Source organism: Rhodococcus sp. NPDC078407 (genome assembly GCF_044542515.1).
Classification (GTDB): domain Bacteria; phylum Actinomycetota; class Actinomycetes; order Mycobacteriales; family Mycobacteriaceae; genus Rhodococcoides.
Genome location: NZ_JBITUQ010000011.1, coordinates 139083 through 157724, shown reverse-complemented (window position 1 = coordinate 157724; position 18642 = coordinate 139083). Strand labels below are relative to the sequence as shown.

Annotated in this window: 17 protein-coding genes; 5 read left to right on the top strand and 12 right to left on the bottom strand. The window is 63.6% G+C overall.

Annotation, left to right across the window (positions count from 1 at the left end):
* The first annotated feature begins 262 nt into the window (after positions 1-262).
* Genes ACIGGF_RS13875 through ACIGGF_RS13860 form a run of 4 tightly spaced genes read left to right on the top strand, consistent with a single transcriptional unit; the run spans position 263 to position 3448 of the window.
* Entirely contained in the window at positions 263-640 is a 378-nt protein-coding gene (locus ACIGGF_RS13875) for a helix-turn-helix transcriptional regulator (protein WP_206492269.1), read from the top strand.
* Positions 637-2589 carry a cation-translocating P-type ATPase gene (locus ACIGGF_RS13870; RefSeq protein WP_206497608.1) on the top strand — a complete coding sequence of 651 codons (1953 nt, stop codon included), beginning with the start codon at positions 637-639 and terminating at the stop codon, positions 2587-2589. The genes ACIGGF_RS13875 and ACIGGF_RS13870 overlap by 4 nt, the downstream gene beginning before the upstream one ends.
* Complete coding sequence (gene lspA, locus ACIGGF_RS13865; protein ID WP_241257668.1) at positions 2586-3104, top strand: signal peptidase II; 519 nt, start codon at positions 2586-2588, stop codon at positions 3102-3104. The genes ACIGGF_RS13870 and lspA overlap by 4 nt, the downstream gene beginning before the upstream one ends.
* Positions 3101-3448 carry a DUF3703 domain-containing protein gene (locus tag ACIGGF_RS13860; RefSeq protein WP_206497609.1) on the top strand — a complete coding sequence of 116 codons (348 nt, stop codon included), beginning with the start codon at positions 3101-3103 and terminating at the stop codon, positions 3446-3448. Before lspA ends, ACIGGF_RS13860 begins: the two co-directional genes overlap by 4 nt.
* Positions 3449-3506: 58 nt before the next feature.
* Here ACIGGF_RS13860 and ACIGGF_RS13855 read toward each other — a convergent pair whose 3' ends face one another.
* From ACIGGF_RS13855 to ACIGGF_RS13800, 12 genes are all read right to left on the bottom strand, one after another.
* Positions 3507-3815, bottom strand: a complete 309-nt coding sequence (locus ACIGGF_RS13855; RefSeq protein WP_206492267.1) for an alkylmercury lyase — start codon at positions 3813-3815, stop codon at positions 3507-3509.
* Between the two features lie 486 nt (positions 3816-4301).
* Positions 4302-4685, bottom strand: a complete 384-nt coding sequence (locus tag ACIGGF_RS13850) for a hypothetical protein (protein WP_206492266.1) — start codon at positions 4683-4685, stop codon at positions 4302-4304.
* Positions 4682-6688 (bottom strand): hypothetical protein, encoded by a 2007-nt coding sequence (locus ACIGGF_RS13845; protein ID WP_206492265.1) that lies wholly within the window; start codon positions 6686-6688, stop codon positions 4682-4684. The genes ACIGGF_RS13850 and ACIGGF_RS13845 overlap by 4 nt, the downstream gene beginning before the upstream one ends.
* Positions 6689-6702: 14 nt before the next feature.
* Positions 6703-8463, bottom strand: coding sequence for a hypothetical protein (locus ACIGGF_RS13840; RefSeq protein ID WP_206492264.1), 1761 nt, complete (start codon positions 8461-8463; stop codon positions 6703-6705).
* The gene (locus ACIGGF_RS13835; RefSeq protein ID WP_241260586.1) at positions 8460-9764 is read right to left on the bottom strand and encodes a tyrosine-type recombinase/integrase; all 1305 of its coding nucleotides are present in this window, start codon (positions 9762-9764) and stop codon (positions 8460-8462) included. The genes ACIGGF_RS13840 and ACIGGF_RS13835 overlap by 4 nt, the downstream gene beginning before the upstream one ends.
* Before the next feature lie 239 nt (positions 9765-10003).
* Positions 10004-10618 carry a hypothetical protein gene (locus ACIGGF_RS13830; protein ID WP_283347329.1) on the bottom strand — a complete coding sequence of 205 codons (615 nt, stop codon included), beginning with the start codon at positions 10616-10618 and terminating at the stop codon, positions 10004-10006.
* 331 nt (positions 10619-10949) lie between these two features.
* Positions 10950-12104: a hypothetical protein gene (locus tag ACIGGF_RS13825; RefSeq protein WP_283347330.1), complete on the bottom strand. Its 1155-nt coding sequence runs from the start codon at positions 12102-12104 to the stop codon at positions 10950-10952.
* Between the two features lie 6 nt (positions 12105-12110).
* Positions 12111-13472, bottom strand: coding sequence for a radical SAM/SPASM domain-containing protein (locus tag ACIGGF_RS13820; protein WP_283347331.1), 1362 nt, complete (start codon positions 13470-13472; stop codon positions 12111-12113).
* Positions 13462-14430: a hypothetical protein gene (locus ACIGGF_RS13815; RefSeq protein WP_283347332.1), complete on the bottom strand. Its 969-nt coding sequence runs from the start codon at positions 14428-14430 to the stop codon at positions 13462-13464. The genes ACIGGF_RS13820 and ACIGGF_RS13815 overlap by 11 nt, the downstream gene beginning before the upstream one ends.
* The gene (locus ACIGGF_RS13810) at positions 14431-15264 is read right to left on the bottom strand and encodes a hypothetical protein (protein WP_283347333.1); all 834 of its coding nucleotides are present in this window, start codon (positions 15262-15264) and stop codon (positions 14431-14433) included.
* Positions 15265-15329: 65 nt separating this feature from the next.
* A complete protein-coding gene (locus tag ACIGGF_RS13805; protein ID WP_283347334.1) occupies positions 15330-15476 on the bottom strand; it encodes a hypothetical protein in 147 nt (48 codons plus the stop codon).
* Between the two features lie 887 nt (positions 15477-16363).
* Positions 16364-16888, bottom strand: a complete 525-nt coding sequence (locus tag ACIGGF_RS13800) for a hypothetical protein (protein WP_283347335.1) — start codon at positions 16886-16888, stop codon at positions 16364-16366.
* A gap of 794 nt (positions 16889-17682) precedes the next feature.
* Between ACIGGF_RS13800 and ACIGGF_RS13795 the strand changes: the two genes are divergently transcribed.
* The gene (locus ACIGGF_RS13795; RefSeq protein WP_283347336.1) at positions 17683-18564 is read left to right on the top strand and encodes a ParA family protein; all 882 of its coding nucleotides are present in this window, start codon (positions 17683-17685) and stop codon (positions 18562-18564) included.
* Positions 18565-18642: the final 78 nt, after the last annotated feature.

Below are 18642 nucleotides of genomic sequence, written 5' to 3'. Positions count from 1 at the left end.
CCACCCGCTACGACAAACTCGCGATCACCTACCGCGCCGCCGTCACCCTCTGCGCAATTCTCACCTGGCTACGCCGATTGGGAGACACGCCCTAGATGGGGGGCGGATCTCTACTAACGCGTCTTCGGTGTGGTTTCTCGATTTTTGTAGAGCGGTGCCGGCCCACGGGGGCACCGAGGACAATTGGTCGCCGGCGGCCTCCGTAGCCCCCCGGGTGCGGCCCGACGTATCAATCATCGCTACATATGACTATCATCGCATTATGACGATCAAAGACATTGGCGGTTGCCCAACCGCGGTAAGCGCGGGGACCGAACTCGACGCCGCGGTGGCGCTGTTCCACAGCCTCTCCGACGGCACACGGCTCGCGATCGTGCGCCGTCTTGCCGACGGGGAGGCCCGAGTGGCGGACCTGGTGGGCGAACTCGGACTGGCCCAGTCCACGGTATCGGCGCACGTGGCGTGCCTGCGCGACTGCCACCTTGTCGAGGGCCGGCCGCAAGGGCGGCAGGTGTTCTACTCCCTCGCTCGCCCGGAGCTGATGGACCTGCTCGCCTCCGCCGAGACTCTGCTGGCCGCCACGGGGAACGCGGTCGCGCTATGCCTGAACTACGGCACCGATACCGGAGAGCAGTCGTGAGCGACGCCTGCGGCTGCGGCCCCGACGAACCCGGTGCCGACCAGGCGCAGGAGCCGGCGAGGTTCTGGCAGGTCACCGAGATCCGTGCCGCGGTGATCGCCGGGGTGCTGCTGGTGGCCGGGTACGCCGTCGCCTGGGCTGGCGGGCCGCCCGCGGCCGAGCTGACCCTGCAGGCCGCAGTGCTGCTGATCGCCGGCTACACCTTTGTCCCTTCGACACTCAGACGCCTGGCCAAGGGCAAGATCGGCGTCGGCACACTGATGACGATCGCTGCCGTCGGCGCGGTGCTGCTCGGCGCCGTCGGCGAGGCCGCGATGCTCGCGTTCCTGTTCACCATCAGCGAGGGCCTCGAGGAATATGCCGTCGCCCGCACCCGCCGCGGCCTGCGCGCCCTACTCTCCCTCGTCCCGGACACCGCCACCGTGCGGCGGGGCGGCCGCGAGCAGACCGTCGCCCCGGCGCAGCTGTGGCTTGGGGAAACGATGATCGTCAAGCCCGGCGAGCGACTCGCCACCGACGGCATCATCCGCAGCGGGCGCACTGCCCTGGACACCTCGGCGATCACAGGCGAGTCGATGCCTGTCGAGGCCGGGCCAGGGGCCGAGGTGTTCGCCGGATCGATCAACGGCACAGGTGCCCTAGAGGTTGAGGTCACGGCAGGTGCCGAGGACAACTCGTTGGCCAAGATCGTGCGGATCGTCGAGGCCGAGCAGTCTCGCAAGGGCGAGGCACAGCGCCTGGCCGACAAGATCGCGAAGCCGCTGGTCCCGGGCGTGATGATCGCTGCCGTGGTTATTGCCGCTGTTGGCAGCCTGTTTGGGGATCCGCTGGTGTGGATTGAGCGGGCACTGGTTGTGCTGGTCGCCGCGTCCCCGTGCGCGTTGGCGATCGCGATCCCGGTGACGGTGGTCGCCGCGATCGGTGCCGCCAGCAAGTTCGGTGTTCTGATCAAGGGCGGCGCGGCGCTGGAAGCCCTCGGCCGGATCCGCGGTGTCGCCGTGGACAAGACCGGCACCCTGACCCGTAATCGGCCCGAGGTCATCGAGGTCGCCGCCACCGGCGGTGCCACCGAAGCCGAGGTGCTGGCAGTTGCCGCCGCGCTGGAGGCGCGCAGCGAGCACCCCCTCGCTCGGGCGATCCTCGCCGCTGTCGACAACGTCGTTCCGGCGGAGGAGGTCGATGCTGTCGTCGGCGCGGGGCTGACTGGCCGCGTCGATGGTGTTGCAGCCCGGTTGGGCAGGCCCGGGTGGGTCGACCCCGGCCCCCTGGCAGGGGATATCGAGCGGATGCAGCATGCCGGTGCCACCGCGGTGCTGATCGAACGCGGCGGCGTGGTGATCGGGGCGGTCGCGGTGCGCGATGAGCTGCGCCCGGAGGCCCGCGAGGTCGTGGCCGAGCTGCAAAGGAGCGGCTACACCGTCGCGATGCTCACCGGCGACAACGAACGCACCGCCCGCGCCCTGGCCGCAGAGGTCGGCATCGACGAGGTGCACGCGGACTTGCGGCCCGAGGACAAGGCCCGCATCGTCGCTGCTCTACGCGCGGATCGGCCGACAGCGATGGTCGGGGACGGCGTCAACGACGCCCCGGCGCTGGCCACCGCGGATCTGGGGATCGCGATGGGCGCGATGGGTGCCGACGTCGCGATCGAGACCGCGGATATCGCATTGATGGGCGAGGATCTGCGCCACCTGCCCCAGGCCCTGGGGCATGCACGCCGCTCGCGTCGGATCATGCTGCAGAACGTCGGCCTGTCCTTGGCGATCATCACGGTGCTGATGCCGCTCGCGTTGTTCGGGGTTCTGGGGCTGGCGGCGGTAGTGCTCGTCCATGAGGTCGCCGAGATCGTCGTCATCGCCAACGGTGTCCGGGCGGGCCGCGCGCGAAAAATCTTGGCCATGCCCACAACCCCTCGGGTGCTTGAACCGGTCGGCGGAGCCCGGTCATGATTGATGCCGAAAGCATGAAGCCGCCGTCAGCGGCCGTGCCCCGGCGGGGCACGGGCCGACGTTGGCTCCTGGTCGTCGCCAGCCTCTTGGTTACGGCGGCGCTCATTGTTGATCCGATGGCCCGCTCCGGCCTCGCTGGCGGGCGAACCATCGGGCTTGGGGTGCTGGACCTGCGGCTGGCTTATAACAGCGGGGTCGCGTTCAGTCTCGGCGCGCAGCTCCCCACCATCGTGATCGTGGCGGTGACCGCCGCTGTGACCGCTGGTATCGGTGTGTTCGCCTGGCGCACCGCACCCGGCAGCCCGAGGCTCCAGAGCGTCGGGCTCGCCGCGATCGTCTCCGGTGCCGCCGCCAACGTCATCGACCGGATCCTCGATGGCAAGGTCACCGACTATTTCCACACAGGCTGGTGGCCCACCTTCAATCTCGCCGACGTCTACATCACCGGCGGCGTCCTGCTCGTGATCTGCGCACTATTCCTCGACACCACCACCAGCAAGGAGCCCACGCCATGAGCGGAATGCCCGAGCATCTGCGCCAGGCTTACACCGCGGAGATGGTCGCCGCCCGCGATACCGGCGAGGCCGACGAACGGTGGCATCACCTCGAACGCGCCCACATCATCTCCCAGCCCTACCTGTGGCCGCACACCCGCAATCACATCGCCATGCTCGGACTCGCCCTGCACCAACGTGACCGCCGCGAGGCGCTCGGCCAGATCGTTCGCATCGTCGTCGCCGCACCCGGCTCGGCCCTCGGCCGCTACCCCGAGGGCAACACCGGCCGTACCCGTGCCGGGCTCATGACGACGATGCCCCTCTCGGCCGAGATGGCAGTGATCCTGGCGCAGTCGCCCTAGCGGGTATCTTCACGGGAACCGTCGCCCGCCAAGGCAGGGGGCTCTCACACTCTGCGAGCTAGATTCGGCTCCGCAGGACCTGGGCCAGCTGCTCGACGGTGGGCGATCCGGCCAGTCCGGTCCCCGTCGGGTAGACGCGGCACGCGAACTCGGTCACCGCCGGCGCCCCAGCGAATGCGTCCGTGCCATCGATCAGGATCGTTGGGGAACCGGCGAACGGCAGCGCCGCAGCCTCCTCCTCTGTCTCGATCCGCCGATAGCCGATCGTCACATCGGACAACCCGACCGTGTCAGCCGCCGCCTGGACCCGGTCGGCCGCGTCCTGCCAGTTCGGGCAGCCATCGAAATACAGAATCTCCACCTTCATACCTAGATCCTGCCCCTTGCTATGTGCGCTGACAATCGGGCCGTCCTGCGGCACCCGTTATGGGTAGCGGCACTTTTCAGGTGGTACGAATGTGCCCGATTCGGTGGGCGACCTGGCTTCAAACCGCCGCGTCGAAGTGAACCAACAGCGTATCTGGCGACGTCGGCGTCTGCCAGCGCTGCGAGCACGATGCCGACCTGGTCGCCGTGTAGGTCAGCCGATTCGGCCCATGATGCGGCGGCGATGCTGTTTCCGGTGCCGCCAGGCGGCAGCCAGAACATCGTCTCGAATAGGGCAACGTCGTTGCCGGAGCCCATAGCAGTCGCCTGGCCGCAGGCCAGGAACTATCAGCGGGAGCTACGGCGGCAGAGGCGAGTCCCATCACCTGCTTGCTGCAGTATTTCGCGTGGCCCTGCTCGTGTCGAGTGCGGGACGAACCCGAGACGCCCGCGCGAATGAACTGCACCGGGTGTCGGGAACCTGGCGCTAAGTTCCATCCCTGCCACGTAAGGGGCGTAAATGGCGGTCGGGTAGCTGCTCCAGCCGGAGAAGTGCGGCGGCGAGTTGGGTGCTCAATATGCCGTTGAGCTCCCTCTCTGCAGCCAGATCTTGGCGAAGTTTTGCGACAGCGGAGGTCTCCTCTGTCTGCTGAGCTGCGGACACTGGAGCGATCTGCTTCGAGATCTGGGCGACCAGATCACGAATGTCGGTGTGCTTGTGTGTGAGGGAAGTTCTCGCCAGACCCGCTTCCTCCGCAAGGGCCTTGGCGCTGAGCTTTCCCGAACTGTTCTTCGCTTGGCCATCGAGCAGTCGTCCGAGCGCAGCGATCAGTGCGTCCCGTTCAGCTGCGTCATCCCCGCGTCGGGTCACGTGGCTTCCCCCTCCCTCCCAGGGTGTCTGCCGATCTGGCGCGTCAGGAGTTCTGCCCGTTGTCGATTGCGCATGGCAAGTGGCTCGGGCAGAGACTCGGCCTCAGCGAGCAGGTCATCGCGCTCTCTTGCCTTCGCTGAGACGTGCTGATCGAGCATGGCGATGTTGGGGCAGTTGCTTTGACAATTTGTCAGATCGGGCGTTTGCGTGGCGTCATCCTTGGGCGGGCGATCGACCTGGCACGCAGCCGTGCTCGGGTTGTAGATGCAGACGACGTGCGCGTTCGGGTTGTCGTAGATCAAGTGCAGACGGCTGTTTCGGAACCGCTTGAGTTCGGCTTCGCTGCGAACCTGTCCGGCAAACTGTTCCTGGAAGCTGCTGAGCCCGTCGGCAAGGCGGTCTGCGGCGGGGCCGCTGATCTGCTCGTCATGGCTCCATGCCTCCGTCAGGTCTTGAAGGCGGTCCCAGTTGGACATCAGCCGATCGAATTCGACCTCGTCCGGGAAGCCTGATTCGGCACGTCCTGCGTAGCCCAGTGATGTGACGGAGCTAAGGTGGCCGTACTGGATGCCGAGGGCGATTTCACCACCGGGTTGGTTTGCGATATGCCAGGCCAGGGTGCGGCGAAGCCTGCTCAATGAGACGACTTCATCGTTCTCGATGTCGTCGAATACCAAGGAAGAGCCTCTATTCACGGCTCCTTCGCTACTCGCCTTCAATCGGATGGGCAAGCGGTCGCCACGGTGGGCGTGCTGGTTCCACTTCGTGATCAACCTCTTGATTCCAGCAGAGGCCATGGTCGTCGAAATCAGAGCGCCGCGTCGTGATCTCTCACAGTCTGGTGTTCGCTTGACCACCGCGAATAGGTACTCGCTGTTGGGGTTGATCAGTTGTAGTGCTTCGATAGCGCGGGCGGCCGGCTCGATGGTGATCCAGGGCTGTTGTCTCCGCCGACCGGCGGTGGCAGCCTGCCCGTCCTCATCGAGCACATTCTTGAAGGTGCGTCCCCAGATTCGGTATCTGCTGGCGGTGCTCGACAGGTCGTCTTCGAGGGGGCCCGTGCTTTCCAGGCAGTCGTGTCCGAGGTGCAATAACTCGCTGGGGCGCATGCCGGTCAGATAGCCGACAATGAGCATCGCAGATGTGCGCACGTCGCCGATGTCGAACGCCCGCACATAATTGGTAGCTTGCTTGAAGGCCGCGAATTGCTCCGGAGTAACGGCCTGTCCCTTGCCAGCGGGGACGGACAGGTCGTTGTCCTGCGCCCAACGTCGGGCCTTCCATCGGGCAGATTGGCTTCCCAAGTCGAGGGCCCCACTGAGGTACTCATCGACGAGAGCCATGCTCGCGTGCAGGAGATCGGCCATCACGTCCGGCGGGATGGGCTCGGTTCGGTTCTCGTATTGGCCTCGGGTGTCGCCTATCCAGTTTGTGAGATCGCGGTCGAACCACGGTGGTTGGACCAGGTGGAGCGGGCCGGGATGGTCTATGTTGTGCACCCAGATGCGGCACAGGAAGCTGAGGATGGCGCCCTTGAAACTGCGGCCGGAAGACGAGTCTGCGATCTCCGCCGCGTACTCCTCCCAGGTTTCCGTGGTGATCTCGGCGAACTGCTCGTACCCGCGTGCCGACAGCCATTGGGTGAGAGCGCAGAGCCGGTAGTAGGCAGCCTGCACTGATCCTGGCGAAATCATCCGCCGGCGAATCTTGGCGCTAGCGCGGAGCATGGGGGTATTGAGGATGTTGAAGATATATATCTTCGTGGCGTTCCTGAACGGCTCGGGAACCGTATTGAAGTTGAGATTCATCGATGCCAGGTGGTCCGCGTGATCGATGTGGTGCAGCGGCCACACATCGTCCGCGAATACGGTTATCGGCTGGTCTGTAACGTCGCTGCGGCGTTCGTGGGTGGCAAACACGCGGGCGGAGGAGGACGGCACGACCGCGCGTGAGCCGCGGTCGGGGAAGGTCGCAGACGGATTGTTCGACAGGCCGGTGGTCATCGCGTTTCTCTGAGTCATCGAGTGTCCCACTCTCGTCTCATTAGTCGTTCGACGGCGTTCCGGTCACCCGCGGTGACCGTGTCGCGTGCCCGCTTGAGATCGTCTGGGGAGAAGTAGGGTCCGGGGCTGGTCAGGCTTCGTATTCTGGCGTAGTGAGCCTGATAGCGGGTTGACCATGTGTGCTCATCCGTCGTCGCACGGAGGAGCTCGAAATGATCGAGCAGAGCCACGACCCGAGGGAGGTGGCGCCGGAGTATGACTGCATTTTTGCAGGCGAAGCAGGTGAGAAACGACGCCTCACATGGCGATCCCGTCGCCGGGTTCGATGTGGGGTCCTGGCAGGCTGCCGCGACGGTGTCCCGATGGCCGGCATTGAGGGCATCGAGCACACCGAGGTTGGCGGCGATCGGGGCTTCGGCGGCGGTGGCGAAGTCTCGGGACGTGACACGTGCCTGCACGTCATCGAGTGCGGCCTCGAGCCCGGCGGCGATAGCTTCCTGTGCGTCTTGACGGACTCGGGGGTCCTGCAGGGCATATTCGGTGTTGGTCGCGGCGGTGTGGCCTTGCGGATGGACCTGGGTCACGAAATAGTGGCGGAGTGCCCTTGCTGTGGCGAAGTCAAGTTCAGGGTGGTCCTTGCGCCAGCCGGCAAGATGGGCCAAAACGGTTCGCAAATGTACGTCAGCGAGGGTGAATAGTGGGATGCCGGATGGTGTCTGCCGTCCTGAGTTGAGGCCGCCAGATAAGACCACTAGAACCGCATCGGTCGGGTGCCCCACGGAGGCCAAGGTGCGCCGTGCGCCTTCGGTCGCCTCGAGCAGCATCATGATCATTCTCGCCTTAGACCGGGCGCCGTTGTCGAAGTAGGTCTCGGACCAAGTGCTCACGGCACCGCGGCGGGGTTTTGTGAGGGTGACGCGGAGATGCACCGGCTCGCTGCCATCACGGGCGTCGACTCGACTGATGTCGGATGTGGTGAGATTCAGGGCCACGCTGAGGTTCCATCCACAGGTGATCGTCAAGCCCATGACCGCGGCGGCACCCTCGCCTGCGGTGAGATACAGCGCTTTGTAGGCCAGGTACGGCGTTCGTTTGGTGGCGCTGCCATTCAGCCGCTTGAGCACAGTCGGTGGAATCACACGAAGACTAGGCGACGAAGGGTAGCGGCGGGCAATATCGCCGGTCCGGGCGATCTCGTCGAGAGTCTGGGCGTAAAGGTAGTCATCTGAATCCGGTGTGATGCGTCCGGCACGGAAGTCGTCGACGAGCATCCATGACGCGGTAACACGGGCCTTGGCCGCCCGCAGGGTTTCGAAGCAGGTGGCGCGCAGAGTCTCGATCTGGGCGTCGCTGAGAACGATACCGCTGACCTCAGCAGGAGATCTTCCGACGTATCCTGTTTCGATGGCGTGGAGGGCGCTCTCGGTGATGCCCGGAAGAACTCGGAGGACGGCCTTCACCGACTGCCCGTAGGCTGAACGCACCGACGGACTCATAGACAGAAGAAATGAGTTCCACTGGGAAGCCTGCAGATCCGATGGCCGGTCGAGGGGGACCGTGCGTAGGAGCGCCTTGACAGCGCGGAACCCAAGTTCGACGGTTGCCTTAGAGTTCCAAGTGCCATCGCCAGAGACGAGTTCGCTGAAACGCACGGCCAACACTCGCTGGAACTCAGGACCGCAATCCAGGGTGTCGAAGCGCAGCACGAAATCGTGGGTTGGCCGGCGGTATTCGGCAAGGCGCAAGGTGAGCGGGCCATCGAATGAACAGATCAACTGCCGACTCCGATCGGGCTGTCGATGACGCGCTCATCTGATTGAGCGATAAGCGCTAGGGCCTCGTCCAGTTGAGTGGGGGCTTGCTCCGTCGCCGCGAGGAACCAGTCCCATTCAAGAGCCAGTACTGGTGCTAAGTAGTGGTCTCTGGTCACCTGTAGGTTCTTGTGCCCGAGGAGGTTCTGCACGCGCAGCCAGATATTGCCTTCCTCGATGAGGCTCCGGAGGCCCGCCTGACTCACTCGATCTTGCTGCCGCAACGACATCATCGCGGACAGCGCGAAGACGTGAAGCGCGAAGGAATGTCGCAGCATGTGTGGATGGACGTAGATCGAGTCGTCATCGTCGATCTGCAGGGAACCGTGCGACACCCGGGACGAGGCCGCCATCCGGTCGGATGCCTCACTGAAGACGTCATTCCACGACGTGGGCTGGAGCGGACGGCCGTGCTGTCCGAGCCACAGTGCCAGCGGACGTCGACGCCCCTCCGAATCGAGACCGAACGTCCGAGCCCGATGCGACCAATCCAACTCATCGAGGTTGAATTGGACGGTCTCGCCGCTCTCGGTGTCGTCCACGGTGACTTTGGTCGCGAGCCCATTCCGGCGGGATACCCTCTGCACGATCAGCGCATTGGGGACCTCCTCGTAGACGCCGGACGCCAGGCCAGCGGCCTCGTCCAATACGCGCATCTGGGACACGTACTCGTTGATTGTCGCCAGCACTTCTCGGCCGAGGTAGAAGATCCGGCCACGCTCGGGGCTGTTCTTCGAAAGGGCTCCGGGGACCCGCCCCTTGAAGAGACGACTCGTGATCTGCGCTGTGGGAACTTCAACGAGGAGCAATCCCGCCGCTTCGGAGCGACGCATCCCGCTGCTGTAGAGAAGGTCCGCGTAGGCGGCATTGCGGTCCCTCATGACCATGCTCTCGGCCCGGGCGGCACCCACCCCGAGCAGTGCCTCGCTTCGCCAGCGCTGGTACGCACGTCGCGTAAGCCAATTCACGTCAGCCAGGACCTGGCCACGCGTCACGTTGATGTTGCCGGTCGGGACCGGGTTCGACGACACCGCATCGTGATCGGCGGCGTAACCGTAGAGGGACATGAGCGCCGCGCGGTTGCGCACGATGGTGCTCGCCGACACTCCTCGCTGTATCGCCCCCCGCCGAATTACTGTGGCGTCCGTGCGCCGCCACTGGAAGTATGCAGTCACGTCTCCGCGCCTGACGTCCAGCCACGAGAGTCCGTCCCGCTGGTCGCCAAGGTATCCGAAGTATGCCGCCACATCACTTGCGTAGTTCATGGCGGTGTGCTCGTTGTGAAAGTGGTGAGCCCAGGAGACCACGACGGGGTCCATGTGGCCATCTGCAGTCAAGGGGATGTGCAGGGGTGTGCCGCGTCGCGTCCACTGGCGGTTTGCCTGGACCGCCTCGCTGAGCCAGGGCGCTGGATTTTGGCTGGCGCCGAGGAGCCTGAGATCTACCTGCATTACTCGGGCATGGTTGCTCACTCGGACTCGCACCTCCACCGGTCGGGCATGGCTCAGATCTTAGCACCCAACAGTCGGCGATCCGATATAAGCGACACAACATGATCCAGTTGAACAGCCATCGAGGTATCAGCTCCTCGAACGAAGTCGATGATGGTGCCGGTGTAGGTGTCGGCCAGGGTGCCGGTCAGCACCACGCATCCATTGGATCCTGGCTTGAGGGTGATGTCCGTGAGGTCACGACGAAGCAGATCGTTTCGCTGGTCACAGCCATTCCTCCCAAATTCGACGTCGACATCGTCGGTCCAGGATTGGCCGAACAAGTCACGGTCATAGCCGGTTTTCGGGGCTCGGCCCTTGATCGGCAGAGTGGCCAGCGTGGACAGGGATGCCTGTGCGCCGTCGGCGTTGTCGAGTCTCGCTTCGGGTGTCGTCGGGTTGGAGCCTGGGGGCGTCGGCGGTGCGTCGCTGGAGGTGGCAGTGATCGAGGGGCTGATTGTCAGCGCGGAAGTCGCCACTGCGGCCTGCGCGGCGGTCTCAGCGGTCCCCGTCTGATCGACGCAACCGACGATTAGCAAGCCGGACAGGACAGCGCCAATAACCCACGGCCATTTCCGTCGCCCCTTCGGTACCGGTGTTGCGGGCGGCGGATATTTTAGATCGGACACAGCGGTGTTCTCCTACGAGCAAAACGTTGACGCGCGAGGTCCGTCGACACCGTATCGGGCACAGTTGGCGGCTGTTACTTCTGACCGAATCCGCGCAGCGCGTCAGCCGATGGCGTAGCCGAGTTGATGGGCTGCGGCAGGAGTGTTACATCGAGTCGATCGGCAAAGGAAGTTGTCCCACGTCACCGGGCCCAAACCTCAAGCAGGTTGCGCGAATCCACCGACCAACGCGGCGGTGAAAGGTGCGCTTTCCTCACAGTTTCCGGCATCCAGCACCACTTGACCCGTAGGTGGCCGAAGCAGTCAGCGGTGTCGGATGTGTATTGATTGGTCATCGAGACCGATCACGTCGGTGACGACCTCTTATTGGGCGCAGTCGGGTTGTCCGGCGTCGGCGAACTACCAAAAGAGCGATGACCATGATCGTCGGGTAACCAACGCCAGCCAACAGAACTACGGCCAGCGATCTCGGCCCCGCATCGATGACCGCGTGGTAGATGCCGAACAGCCACCGTGGAAGTGAACAGAGCGCGAACACGCTGAACAAGGTGTAGATGATCACCAGTACCCGGGCAAACCGCTGCACCGTCGTGTCCTGTGCTCGCAACGCGGTGAGCATAGCGCGTGGCGTTGCCCAGGTGGCGGAGACGGCGCGTGCCCCCATGGCGTCACGCAGAGCCCAGTAGCCGTCCGACTTTTCGGTGGGCCGCAGGCTTGCGAGGGAGACGGTGCATAGGGAGAGTAGGACTATCGCCGCCATTCCATCGGAATGCCAGAGGTAGGCCAGCGCAAGTGCCGCGATGAGGTAACCGTCGACAGCGAGGCCCGCCAGGTCGCCGCGTAGGCGGGTGGCCACCGGCTCGGATTCGAGGTGCGAGAGGTCGACATAGAGGGACGGGCCTGCGAGGTAGAGCCCGTAGCCGACCCCTGGCCGGTCACCGCATTGCGCAGCCACGGCATAGTGCCCGGACTCGTGCAGGAGCAAGCGGACAGTCTGAGCCACGAACACGAGCAGGATCGCGGTGCCAGGACTGTCGAGCACCGTAACCATGGTGGAGGTCACAGGAAGCGCCCAGATCACGAACGCCGAGGCGAGCAAGAGCGTCGCTAATCCGAAGCCGACGGTGGCCTTGGAGGCCACTAGTCGGCCCGTGGCTGTCGCGACCCCCGCGAAGAGCTGTTGCAATACCTGCGAATCGCGGCGGAAGTACAGGTCGGACAAGCTCGGTGCGTACGTCTGATGTCGTATCGTCCAATCAGCCGACTCGCCTTCCAGCACGCCGTGGTCGACGAGCAGTTGAATGGACCGGGCCGTCTCCTGGTCGTCCATGACTAGGGTCGGGGCACCGCCGGATTCCTCGTTGGCGACCCGAAGCAGGAAGTCATGGGTATCCCCGTCGACAACGAGGGGATCGCGGCCAGGCACAAGGACCACCGGATTACCGCGAAATCCGACGCGAACTCCAGGTGCGAGGGAGATGGACACCAGTGTTCAGGCGCTCATCATGTCGAGTCGGTCTTCACGTGCCAGGGCAACGACCTTGGAATCGAATTCCTCGGGAAACCCTGCACACACCCCCCAGACATCCAAGCTGTCCGGATCCAGCCTGGCACCGCAGCCGCCGCCGTGTGTGAGGGCGAGATTGCAGGTCTGGCAGTTCTTCAGCAAGTCGACTCGGCGTGCCCGCCATTTGTCCCATAGCGGAAGCTCGACGATGCCGCGTTTTGTGCTCATTCCTACAGCCTTGTCGGGCCGCCCGACCAGTTCGTGGCAGTTGTAGATGGCACCTTCGGGTGAGAAGTAGATGTTCCTTGCTGGGGCCCCGCACGCGTCGTACATCGGTCTGCTGATCACATCGCGGAGGTAAGCGGTCAATCGGCTCGAGGTGCTGCCGAGCGAACCGAACACTGCACTGTGTTCTCCGGAGACGAAGTCGCCGTAGCCGCGCATGAGAAGGTATTCGTCGATCTCGATGGCGCTCATGTAGTGGTCGCCAACGCCGCGTTCCGGCGACAGTGGATCCGGATGGACATTCACGTGGTGAAACGCGACAAGTTCGTGCGCGAGGATTCCGCGCTCGCCGAGGAAGTCGATGAGTTTGGGCAGACCGTCGATGTTCCGGCGATCGATGTTGGGTCGTATCGCGACAGAGACACCTTTATCGAGGGCAAGCTCGATGTTGTCGATGATCGTGGAGAACGTCGGGGCGCCGGACAACGGGACCCGGCGGATGTCGTGGTATTCGGCGGTCCCGTCCACGCTGACGATGAGGTCGTTCAGCATAGTGGGGGAGAGAAGGTCGGCGAATTGGTGCAGGAATACGCCGTTGGTCGTCGCATGTGTTTGTAACCCTAGCTCGGCTCCCCCGAGGACAAGCTTGCGCACGACGTCGCCGAGTCGGGGCAGGAGGGGCTCACCGCCGAACAATTCGAGATGACTGACTCCGCGGGTCCCGATCAGCGAGGTGACCGAACGCAGGATCGAATCCGCGTCGGCCTCGGTGAGGTAACGCTGTGGGAGCGCTCGCATGCCTGTGTCGGCCTGGAAGCAGTACGAGCAGGCGAGGTTGCACGAGTTGGTGGTGACCACTGCGATGTTCGCGGCCTGTGTGTCGCTGACCTGGTCCGCTACGTATTGCTGGAACCATGTCACCTCGTCTTCGGCTGACATCGATGTGAGGTAGCCGGCTTCCAGCAGCGCGTGAGCGGTGTCGGCTTGTTCGTCGAGGCGTCCGGCTTCAATGAGGGCGACTACCCCGTTAGGAAGCACGTCCGCACGCTTGTGTGGAAGGTTGAGGAGTAACGAGGTGTCGTCGCCCAGGTCGGTGATCCGGGTGTAGTGACTAAGACGCATCGCGGTTTCCCCTGTGGGTTGGTGGGAGGCTCGCCTGAAGGCGGATACCAGTAGTGAGGCAGGTGCTCAAGGCACCCTCGGGTGAGTCGGCGCCGCTGAATAATCCGTCGGGGTTGATGTCGGTCCACCACATCTGCCCGGCAGTGTCGACGAGGATGTCGGCGGTGTACATCTCCTTGCGAAGTGCTCGGGCAATGTCGCGTGCCTGTTGCTCGATCAGCGGATGGGGATACGGCTTTCGGTCCATGTCCACATAGCGGAGGTCGATGGCGGATTCCGGGGCGTTGATCGGTTCTTGCCATACCGATGACACCGTTCCGAAGGAGTAACCGACCCGGATTTCGGCTACCGAATTGATCCGGCGCTGATAGAACGCGGGACATGGCTCGCGAGACTCAGCGTGCGGAGGCGGTGCGACGACGGTCGTAGCTCGTCCGCCAGCGACGGATTGGTCGACGTCGACGGGCTTCCAAATCACCTGTTGCAAAACCGCGGGTGTGCCGATGACGGGGGTCGACGTGCCTATGACCGTTTCGAGGGTCGGCACGAGGTCTCGGATTTGCCACAGGTTGCGAATCTTGTTGTCAACAGCTATCGGATCTCGCGACCATTTCGCCGGTTCGGAGTCATATGCCAGAGACAGCAGTCCGGCAATGGTGGAGTTCCATTGACGCTCGATGAACGCTCTCGCCGATGCGTCGGCTTCGGCGTCTGCGCGAACCAGTGGGGCCGGCGGAGAGCTTCGCCAGCGGCGGTAGACCACCACCGAGCAGTCTTTAAGGTCGGAGTCGGTCAGCCGGTCTTGACCGCAGGAAATCGACCAGCCCGTCTTCGTCGCGAGGATCGAGTACGCGTCGTGCGGAAGGGAAAGGGGAAGGTGGACTGATCCAGGGACCGCAGTCATCGCGGGTAGGTCAGGATCGTCGTAGTCGGCGAGGATGTAAGTCGCGGCTGCCATTTATGCCGACGTTCCGGTGGTGTCGAATAGTCGATACATTTCGGCTGCGTACACGATACTGCCCTCGAAGTAGTCTTTCGTTATCCCGCTGAATTCTGCGGGAACCTCGTCGATCGCCGCATGCATGTGCTCAGCGACGTACCGGGCGTCATCGTCCATCTGGGGAAGTAAGACGGTCCGGGCTACGTCCAGCTGCGCGAGATCATTCTGTGCAGTCAGTGGACCGCGCCACATGCGATTACCGGTGGTTACTTGCATAAGTTCGGCACTGTGCCATCCCAGGCGCGAGGATGCGTGTCCGCACAGCCGCGTTTCGCGCAGCCGAGTGTCCTCGCCGATCAGCGCTTCGTAGATTACGGACTCAGGCTGGTTGTCGGCCGCGGAGGCAACATCCGTGAGGGTCCACTCCGAACTCAGCAACATTCGCTGGTTGACGCCGGCCCACCGGTCGATCGCAACGCCGCCGAGTCCGGTGTCGGCAGCGAAGCTTACGGCTACGCCGACGAGCAATCGGGCGGTTTCCGGATCCGAGTCGATCTTGCGTGCGTACGCCGAGGTGAGCCTCATACTTGCGGTGAAGGTGTCGATTCCCGCTCGGTGTTCGAGTCCCAAAACGAGGGCAATGATCTGGGCGATTGCGTCAGGCGGACGAATGAACGCGAGGTCGGAAATCAACCAGTCGAACAAGGGCGTAGTCGTCTCGATCCCGAACTCGCGACAGCGTTCGCGGAATGCAGTGCTGCGGTCACCTGTGATGGTGTCCGAGAGCAGCCCCTCGAGAATCTCGGACCATGCTCCGGGTTCGCTGAACTTGCTGAATTTTATTTTCGCCATGGATGACCTGAGCTACACCGAGAGGTGACACTAGGCATTAGTGCCACCTCTCCAGCATGCAGGAGCTAGTTGCCGTACGACTTGTACTTGCACATCTTGCCGAGGCCCATCGTGGTGCGCGTGTCGCTGGGTGTCACAACACTCTTGAGGAAGGTAGGCGCGTCGGCCGCCTTCGTGGGCGTCGTAGCCACAGTCGTCTTGTCTGCAGACATTTCACATTCTCCGTATCGCTTCGAGGGAATTCTTCTCACCAAATGCAGGGATATATTCCCATTGGGCGTAGGTGGCAACAATCATTCGATCAATCGAAAATTGACCCATTGGCGTCCCGCGAGGCACCATCCCTCCGCTATCCACGGATGACGATCTCGATCGCATCGTCCAGGCTGCGATTGATGTCTTCGACGAACAGCATCGACGCGCTCACCCTCCGGTTCATGGACGCCTAACGATCGGACCCGGCTGGCACGATCTATGGCCAGCTGAACCATCGGGACTGGAATCGAAGTCGACATCGTGTCCGGCAGGGGTGACCTGTCAGAAGCCGTGGCAGGACCGGCGACTGCCGTTCCGGTTCGACTTCGAAGATTTTGAGGAAAAACCTGTCGTGGCGCGGCATCTCTCCCCCTGGTGCCGTGAGCAGCTGTGCGCCCGAACTCCACCATTCGTAGTCGACCAGTGCCACTCACCGGGCCGGTGTGAAATCCGTATAGCTATCGGCGATGACGCTTGGGGAGGAAATTAGATGACGCGTCACGGCGATGAGAAGCCTTCTCAGCTGCCCCACCGCCGCTGGGACTGACCCCTGCGAGTCAGACATTTAGACCACGATCGGGATGTACTGCGAGTCGCGCGGTGATTGTGTCGACTCACTGAACCACCCGGACCGGACACGAGAGCGTTTCACGAGCGCTGCTGAAGAGCGGTGGGCAAATGGCGGGGAAAGACGTCGCACTACTCGGATCGATCTTCAAGGATGGCTTGATAGTTGGTCAACTTAGCTTCATCCCGGTTTCGATGACGGCCGCAGCGGCAGTGTCGGCGATCGGCTCCGCTGTGGCCATGATCGCGGGTCCAAGCGCGACGCGGTCGCGGCTGCTCACGCCGCCCACCGGCGCGCGTCGGCGCATGCGAGCTCAAGCACTGGCTCGATGGGGCGCCCTTCGGCGACCCATTGCGCTGCGCTGCGGTCGTAGAGGTCGGCGAGGGGACTGCGCAGCCAGGTTGCGCAGGTCCAGGCATCGGCTGCAGCACGCAAAGTCGACCATAAGGTGAGCAGGTCCGGGTACACCGTGCCTGAGTCGGTGAACTGCCAGGTCGGATAGACCCATCCGCCGCCGTCGAGCCGGCAGGCAATCAGCGCGCCGGTGGACGATGCCTTCGCGACGGCCTGCCGGCTCACGCCCCACCACTGGGTCAGGCCCGAGGTGTCGTAGAACGGGCCGACAAGCTGGTCGTAGATGTGGCCAGTCGGCAGCGCCGAGGTCATCGACGCTGCGATTGCCTCAACGTCGGCGAACACCTCGGCAGGGACACCGGAGGCCCGGGCGTCGGCGAACGTCCGGTGGACCGAGTGGGTGAGCAACTCGAGCAGCTTGCGTTCCTGTTCGTCGAGAGTGCTCATGAGCAGTCCTTTCTCGGTCGATCAAGTCAATGCGATTGTGACCGTAGCGTCAACCTTCCAAACGCCTGATGCAGTCGCGGCCGACAGGTCCGACGACGGCTTCGCCATCAGGGGCGTGCAGCGAACAGGTCTCGGGGTATATCCAGGACGCAATCGTCTACACAACCCCGATCTGATCGAAACCCAACAGGCGGCGGCCAGGCCCTCGAAACAGGTCAGTTCGGCGAGGAACAGGACGAACAGAACTGACGTTCGCCGGGGCTCGCGGCCCGAGCCGCCGAACACCCCCCCACGCGGGAGCGATAGGAGCGGACGCTCGCTCACAGTCAGCGTAGCGACAACCGCTGCGCCGCGGAGCTAATGTGAGTTATCGGGATCGCCACCCTGTCCGTCCGTCGCGGACACTTCCGCCTTCGAACTACTGCCGGCGCAGCGGGGACGATGTCACGGCAATTGAGACGCAGCCAGGGGCGGTGCACCAATACATCGAGAACCAACACGCGAGGCCAATGCGGGCCGAATTTCATTTCATTTCGTTACATGTAATGAAATGAAATGAAAATAGGATCCCCCGAGCAGCACCACGCCCTCGGGCGGTGTACGCGTCAAAAGATACAGTCGCACAACAACTTTAGACGCGGTTGACCTAACTGGTCGCGCAACCTGTTTCACTCAATCCACGATAAGTTGAAGTGGGGTCAGTTCCTCACTGGTGGTGCATGTCCAAGGCGCGCCACGGATTGTGGCGCGCGACTCTCGCCTCGCGAGAGACGATGCGAGAAGGAGAGGCTGTAGTGACGGACTCGATGACGAAGGAACTGACTCGCGTAGTCACCTTCGCCAACTGCAAGGGCGGCACAGGTACAACCTCCACGGCCGTGAACGTCGCCGGCCTTGCCTCGGAAGGTGGGTGGAGAACACTGTTCATCGACCTCGATCCGCATGGCAATGCGGGGCATGATCTGGGCTACTACTGGGACGGCCGGGGCGACTCCGGCAAGCTTCTGCGCAGCGCACTGGCGACCGGCTCCGCACTCGTGCCTGTCATCCCCGACGTTCGACCCGGCCTCGACGTCATCAGCGGCGGTGAAGCGCTGGACGATTGGGAGTCAGAGATCACCGGTCGTGCGCATCGGTCACGCCCCCACCAGAGCCTCCTCGCGGAGGCGCTCGCACCCATCGCCCCCGACTACGATCTCATCGTCTTGGACACCCCGTCGACCCGTCCGACGTTGTTCCAGCTCGCATTGGGCGCCACCCGCTGGATCGTGGTGCCCACCCGGGCCGATCGAGCCAGCATCGAAGGTTTGCGAGTGCTTTCGCGACAAATCGAGACCGCCCGCGATGCGAACCCCGACATCGAGCTTCTCGGCGTGGTTCTGTTCGACGTCGCCACCTCGGACAAGGCCGTCAGGCGCAACGCGGCCTCGGACATCGAGTCGGCACTCAACGGCGCAGCACCGCTACTCAAGGCGGTCATCCAGCACGCAGAGAGGTCCGCAGTGAAGACCAGGGAGAGTGGAGGGCTCATACACGAGCTCGCCGACCACGACGATGACGCCGGACAGCTTTCAGAGGAACACGGACCTGGGAGCGCATCTGCCCTTGCCGAGGACTACGTGACGCTCAGCCAAGAGATCCTGCAGCGAATCCAAGATGTCGAACAGGCGAAATGAACGAACGGACCCGTGTCAATTCTGCGTTCGTTCGTTCTTCCGCATTTGCCGGCAATCCGCGGGTCGGCAGTAGAGCGG

Bases quoted from the DNA above. Each gene is read 5' to 3' on its own strand.
- ACIGGF_RS13875 (WP_206492269.1), top strand. From the start codon at position 263: ATGACGATCAAAGACATTGGCGGTTGCCCAACCGCGGTAAGCGCGGGG.
- lspA (WP_241257668.1), top strand. From the start codon at position 2,586: ATGATTGATGCCGAAAGCATGAAGCCGCCGTCAGCGGCCGTGCCCCGG.
- ACIGGF_RS13860 (WP_206497609.1), top strand. From the start codon at position 3,101: ATGAGCGGAATGCCCGAGCATCTGCGCCAGGCTTACACCGCGGAGATG.
- ACIGGF_RS13855 (WP_206492267.1), bottom strand. From the start codon at position 3,815: ATGAAGGTGGAGATTCTGTATTTCGATGGCTGCCCGAACTGGCAGGAC.
- ACIGGF_RS13845 (WP_206492265.1), bottom strand. From the start codon at position 6,688: ATGACCACCGGCCTGTCGAACAATCCGTCTGCGACCTTCCCCGACCGC.
- ACIGGF_RS13835 (WP_241260586.1), bottom strand. From the start codon at position 9,764: ATGAACTACGCAAGTGATGTGGCGGCATACTTCGGATACCTTGGCGAC.
- ACIGGF_RS13820 (WP_283347331.1), bottom strand. From the start codon at position 13,472: ATGCGTCTTAGTCACTACACCCGGATCACCGACCTGGGCGACGACACC.
- ACIGGF_RS13815 (WP_283347332.1), bottom strand. From the start codon at position 14,430: ATGGCAGCCGCGACTTACATCCTCGCCGACTACGACGATCCTGACCTA.
- ACIGGF_RS13810 (WP_283347333.1), bottom strand. From the start codon at position 15,264: ATGGCGAAAATAAAATTCAGCAAGTTCAGCGAACCCGGAGCATGGTCC.
- ACIGGF_RS13805 (WP_283347334.1), bottom strand. From the start codon at position 15,476: ATGTCTGCAGACAAGACGACTGTGGCTACGACGCCCACGAAGGCGGCC.
- ACIGGF_RS13800 (WP_283347335.1), bottom strand. From the start codon at position 16,888: ATGAGCACTCTCGACGAACAGGAACGCAAGCTGCTCGAGTTGCTCACC.